The organism is Mucilaginibacter sp. P4_G9, from assembly GCF_056400985.1.
The window spans coordinates 1-4,339 of the sequence record NZ_JBFUKF010000417.1 but is presented as its reverse complement, the minus strand read 5'-3'; the positions used below and the strand labels follow the sequence as shown (position 1 = coordinate 4,339).

General features: G+C 41.7%; 7 protein-coding genes. 4 read left to right on the top strand and 3 right to left on the bottom strand.

The window, feature by feature from the left end; genetic code table 11:
* A partial coding sequence (locus tag AC1DPZ_RS22885) for a GNAT family N-acetyltransferase (RefSeq protein WP_477407801.1) occupies nt 1-449 on the bottom strand: 449 nt, incomplete at its 3' end.
* Between the two features lie 61 nt (nt 450-510).
* Nucleotides 511-1,002, bottom strand: a complete 492-nt coding sequence (locus AC1DPZ_RS22880; RefSeq protein WP_477407799.1) for a lipocalin-like domain-containing protein — start codon at nt 1,000-1,002, stop codon at nt 511-513.
* Nucleotides 1,003-1,121: 119 nt separating this feature from the next.
* On the opposite strand from AC1DPZ_RS22880, the gene AC1DPZ_RS22875 reads away from it, so the two are divergent.
* The 4 genes from AC1DPZ_RS22875 to AC1DPZ_RS22860 all read left to right on the top strand — a co-directional run bounded on the left by AC1DPZ_RS22875 (nt 1,122) and on the right by AC1DPZ_RS22860 (nt 4,216).
* A complete protein-coding gene (locus tag AC1DPZ_RS22875) occupies nt 1,122-1,457 on the top strand; it encodes a winged helix-turn-helix transcriptional regulator (RefSeq protein WP_477407797.1) in 336 nt (111 codons plus the stop codon).
* A gap of 94 nt (nt 1,458-1,551) precedes the next feature.
* A complete protein-coding gene (gene mgrA, locus AC1DPZ_RS22870; RefSeq protein ID WP_477407795.1) occupies nt 1,552-2,544 on the top strand; it encodes an L-glyceraldehyde 3-phosphate reductase in 993 nt (330 codons plus the stop codon).
* Nucleotides 2,545-2,652: 108 nt separating this feature from the next.
* Nucleotides 2,653-3,630, top strand: coding sequence for a Gfo/Idh/MocA family protein (locus AC1DPZ_RS22865; protein ID WP_477407793.1), 978 nt, complete (start codon nt 2,653-2,655; stop codon nt 3,628-3,630).
* An 82-nt stretch (nt 3,631-3,712) separates the two neighbouring features.
* Nucleotides 3,713-4,216 (top strand): hypothetical protein, encoded by a 504-nt coding sequence (locus AC1DPZ_RS22860; protein WP_477407791.1) that lies wholly within the window; start codon nt 3,713-3,715, stop codon nt 4,214-4,216.
* Nucleotides 4,217-4,279: 63 nt separating this feature from the next.
* Here AC1DPZ_RS22860 and AC1DPZ_RS22855 read toward each other — a convergent pair.
* The coding region (locus AC1DPZ_RS22855; protein WP_477407803.1) for a DUF6496 domain-containing protein at nt 4,280-4,339 on the bottom strand (60 nt) is incomplete at its 5' end.

The window sequence follows — 4,339 nt, the reverse complement described above, 5'->3', positions numbered from 1 at the left end:
GTTTTTTCAAGTACGCTTTTTGATGCATGATTATTAATATCAGTCATGCCAAAAATTTCATTTAATTGTAGTTGATTAAACCCATAATCGCGGGCTGCAATTGAAGCTTCTGTTGCATAGCCTTTCCCCCAATACCTCTTTATGAACCTATAACCCAGATCATAATATCCAATCTGGTGATTTACTTCCTCATTTATAAATTTAAGCCCTGCCCAACCAATAAAATCGCCGGTATGTTTTTCAATAACCGCCCATCGGCCAATGCCAAAGTCCAGATATTGCTGCCTTATAAAATCTATAATTTTTTTGCTCTCATTTATGGTATTGAGCGGTTTATTTCCCAAAAAGCGATGCACTTCCGGATCCGAATCCAACTCAAACATTCCTTTTGCATCTATTGGTATTATTTCCCTCAAAATCAATCGGTCAGTTTCAGCAAAAATCTTCATAACAATTGGTAAACAATAATGATCCTATATTAAGTATAAATTTTCAATATCTGTCCACAGCTTATTCAATCCTTCTCCACTCTACCTCTCCCGTTACAGCCCCTCCTGTAGTTGGCGCAGGCACAACATACTTAAAAGTTGAACCTATCAAGGTAAAAGGCCGTTTTTGCTGTGTCTCCTCCCAGTTAGGGAATGAGGCATGTTGAATGTTAAACGTAATAGTACCATTAGCATCATCAATGGTATAAGTGCCAAAATGGGCATTACTGCCTTTTACCGCGGCACGGTTCTCCTCGTCGGTGCCTTTACTTTTATCGTTGTCGACAAACTTTTGTCGCCCCTGGCTAAATATCTGCAGTGCATAATGACCTTTGGCATCAAATATCAGCAGCCCCTGCGGAGTATTTCCATATAAATGAACCCGGGTGCCATCTGCAAGAATATTATCTACAGCAACCAGTTCATAAGTTCCGGCTAATTTGGTTTCCTTTTTCTGAGCGAATGCCACCAGGCTGCTCATTATACAAATTATGGTTATCAGGTTTGTTTTCATGTATCAAAGTTATATTTGTAGCGTACCGTTATCAAGTAGGCACTAAAAAGTAACCTGGTCACTTAAAAGTTACCAAACTGTAAATCAGCCATATTAATTTTGATTTAATAGAAAAAAAAATGAAAAGACAGCTGCCCAAATGTGGAATAGATTACGCCTTTCAGCGTATAGGCGGTAAATATAAAGGCCGTATTTTATGGCGATTACGTACCGGGATACTTCGCTATGGCGAATTGCGTAAAACAGTTACCGGTGTTACCCCAAAAATGCTTACCCAGGCACTAAGAGAACTGGAAGATGATGGCCTGATAACCCGCAAAGTTTATGTTGAAGTACCACCCAAAGTTGAATATGAACTTACCGGAACCGGCCGCGAACTATTACCCTTTTTATCCTTATTAAGAGACTGGGCCAGGCAACAAATGTTGGTAAATAATGTAGAAGCCATGCCGTAAAGCATTCATCATCACAAAATATTTACTTCTGATATCTATATTAAATTATATTTTTACGAACATTAGAAAACATCTCAATCCTCACCTTTTATATATGACTTACGTTCCATCTGCAGACAGGTACAAAAAAATGCAATATCGTCGTTGTGGTAATAGCGGCATCAAATTACCGGCTATTTCGCTTGGTTTATGGCACAATTTCGGGCATGTTGATGTTACCGAAAACTACCGTAAAATTTTGCATCTCGCTTTCGACAGCGGAATAACCCATTTTGACCTGGCAAACAATTACGGTCCGCCTCCGGGCTCAGCCGAAGAAAATTTCGGTCGTATTTTAAAAGAAGATTTCCGTGGCTACCGCGATGAAATGATCATCAGCAGCAAAGCCGGTTATACCATGTGGGACGGCCCTTATGGCGATTGGGGCTCAAAAAAATACCTGGTTGCAAGTTTAGATCAAAGCCTTCAGCGTATGGGCCTGGAATATGTGGATATATTTTATCACCACCGTCCCGATCCCGAAACACCGCTGGAAGAGACAATGGCTGCCCTTGACCTTATCGTTCGCCAGGGTAAAGCTTTATATGCAGGTATCTCTAACTATCCTGCCGACCTTGCTGCAAAAGCTATCAAAATATTAAAGGACCTGGGTACGCCATGCCTTATCCATCAGCCTAAATACTCTATGTTTGAACGTTGGGTTGAAAACGGTTTAATGGATGTATTGGGCAATGAAGGTGTGGGTTGTATCCCATTTTCGCCATTGGCCCAGGGGTTATTAACCAACAAATACCTGCATGGTATTCCCGAGGATTCAAGAGCAGCAAAAGCAACCGGCTTTTTACAGGTTGCCCAGATAACAGACGAAAGGTTAAGCCAGATAAAACGCCTTAACGATTTGGCCCTGCAACGCAACCAAACACTTGCCCAAATGGCATTGGCATGGTTATTAAAAGATAACAGGGTTACATCGGTACTGATTGGTGCGAGCCGCGCCGAGCAACTTGCCGATTCATTAAAGGCATTGGATAACATTGCGTTTTCTGCCGATGAATTAACGCAGATAGAAAAGATATTGGCCCCCTAACCCCCTAAAGGGGAAACTGCTAGGCAGTTTATTGGGACCAGTTCAATTTCAATTAAACAAAATTAAAAAAGTCTCCCCCTTCAGGGGGAGATTTAGAGGGGGCTACTAATGACAACTATTAATTGGGGCATAATTGGTTGCGGGGATGTAACCGAAAAAAAAAGCGGACCAGCATTTAAAAAAGTTGCGGATAGTGACCTTATTGCAGTTATGCGCCGTGATGCGGCCAAAGCTGCCGATTATGCCAGCCGGCACCAGGTGAGCAAATGGTATGATGACGCAGATAAAATGATGGGTGAAGCAGATATAAACGCCATATACATTGCCACGCCCCCGTCATCACACCTGGATTATGCTTTAAGCGCCCTGCAAAAAGGCTTTAATGTATACGTAGAGAAACCGGTTACCCGTAATGCTGCCGAGGCGCGGGCCATGGCGGAGGCTGTAAAACAAAGCAGCTCAAAGCTAACGGTAGCACATTACCGCAGGGCCGTACCCATGTTTTTGGCCGTAAAGGAGCTGTTGGATAAACAGAAAATTGGCGAGGTTCGTACTGTGCAGATCAGGATGTGGCAAAGCAGCAAGCCTAAGCTCATTGCCGATACCAAAACCAACTGGCGGGTGCTTCCCGAATTTTCTGGCGGGGGATATTTTCATGACCTGGCTCCTCATCAGCTCGATTTGATGTTGTTTTATTTTGGTGAACCTGAAAGGTATCATGGATTCTCGCTCAATCAATCGGCCTCATCACCTGCCGACGACCATGTTTGCGGAGAAATTGTGTTTAACAACAACGTAGTAGTTAACGGCTCCTGGTGCTTCAACGTAGCCGAAAGCCTTACTACTGATACCTGTGAGATTATCGGCACCAAAGGCAAAATAACCTTCCCGTTCTTTGGTAATTACATAAGCTGGAAAACCGATACTGAAGATGAAACTATTACCTTTCAGCATCCACAGCACATTCAGCAACCAATGATAGAAAAGATCGTTTCTTACTTTAAAAACGAAGGTCCAAACCCCTGTTCTATTGACGAAGCTGTTACGTTAATGGATATTATGGATACATTTACAAAAACTAATTGAGCAGTTTTTCCTTATATTAATAAATTTGCAGTGGTTCCGGGTTCGGAATCTCATGTATTAATTAATTCTGTAAAAACAAAAAATGAAAAAGATACTAACGCTTATAATCGCGATAACCGCTTTTACCCTAACTGCAACGGCACAAAAATATGATGTACCCATGCATTACGAATTGCAAACCGATGCCGACTTTATTATGTACGAGCAACAGGTAATTACTACCGCCGACTGGCTGCAGCAAACAGGCTGGAAAGATAAAAGGGATAAAAGACAGGCAGCCCGGTTATTTATTTTAGCATGGGTACAGGGCTCGCATAGCGTATCGGTATCTATTAATAAAGCAGTTAATGATTTATCAGATCAAAACCCTGAGTTGTTATTTACCTACACCTCGCAGTATGCAAAATATGCATTGCAACATAAAAACGATTTTGACAAAAACACCGCCAATCTTGTAGCACTACGGGCAGTGATAGCCAAATACAACATTGAAGAATCGCACAAAAAAGATGATGATGTAGAAAAGCTGGCACAAATTAACAAAGAAGGTAACCTGGCGAGCTGGATAAGCACTGATTTTAAATAGATCGTAAAATTAAACATAACCACAAAGCCGTCTTTTGCGATAGCTTTGTGGTTATGTTAATATTTAACTTTTCTTTTTAGGCACCTTTGCACCCGCTTTGCGCGCCTCAGATAAGCCTATCGC

What these genes read in the sequence shown, in the direction of transcription:
- AC1DPZ_RS22880 (WP_477407799.1), bottom strand. Translation starts at nt 1,002, where the DNA reads ATGAAAACAAACCTGATAACCATAATTTGTATAATGAGCAGCCTGGTG.
- AC1DPZ_RS22875 (WP_477407797.1), top strand. Translation starts at nt 1,122, where the DNA reads ATGAAAAGACAGCTGCCCAAATGTGGAATAGATTACGCCTTTCAGCGT.
- mgrA (WP_477407795.1), top strand. Translation starts at nt 1,552, where the DNA reads ATGACTTACGTTCCATCTGCAGACAGGTACAAAAAAATGCAATATCGT.
- AC1DPZ_RS22865 (WP_477407793.1), top strand. Translation starts at nt 2,653, where the DNA reads ATGACAACTATTAATTGGGGCATAATTGGTTGCGGGGATGTAACCGAA.
- AC1DPZ_RS22860 (WP_477407791.1), top strand. Translation starts at nt 3,713, where the DNA reads ATGAAAAAGATACTAACGCTTATAATCGCGATAACCGCTTTTACCCTA.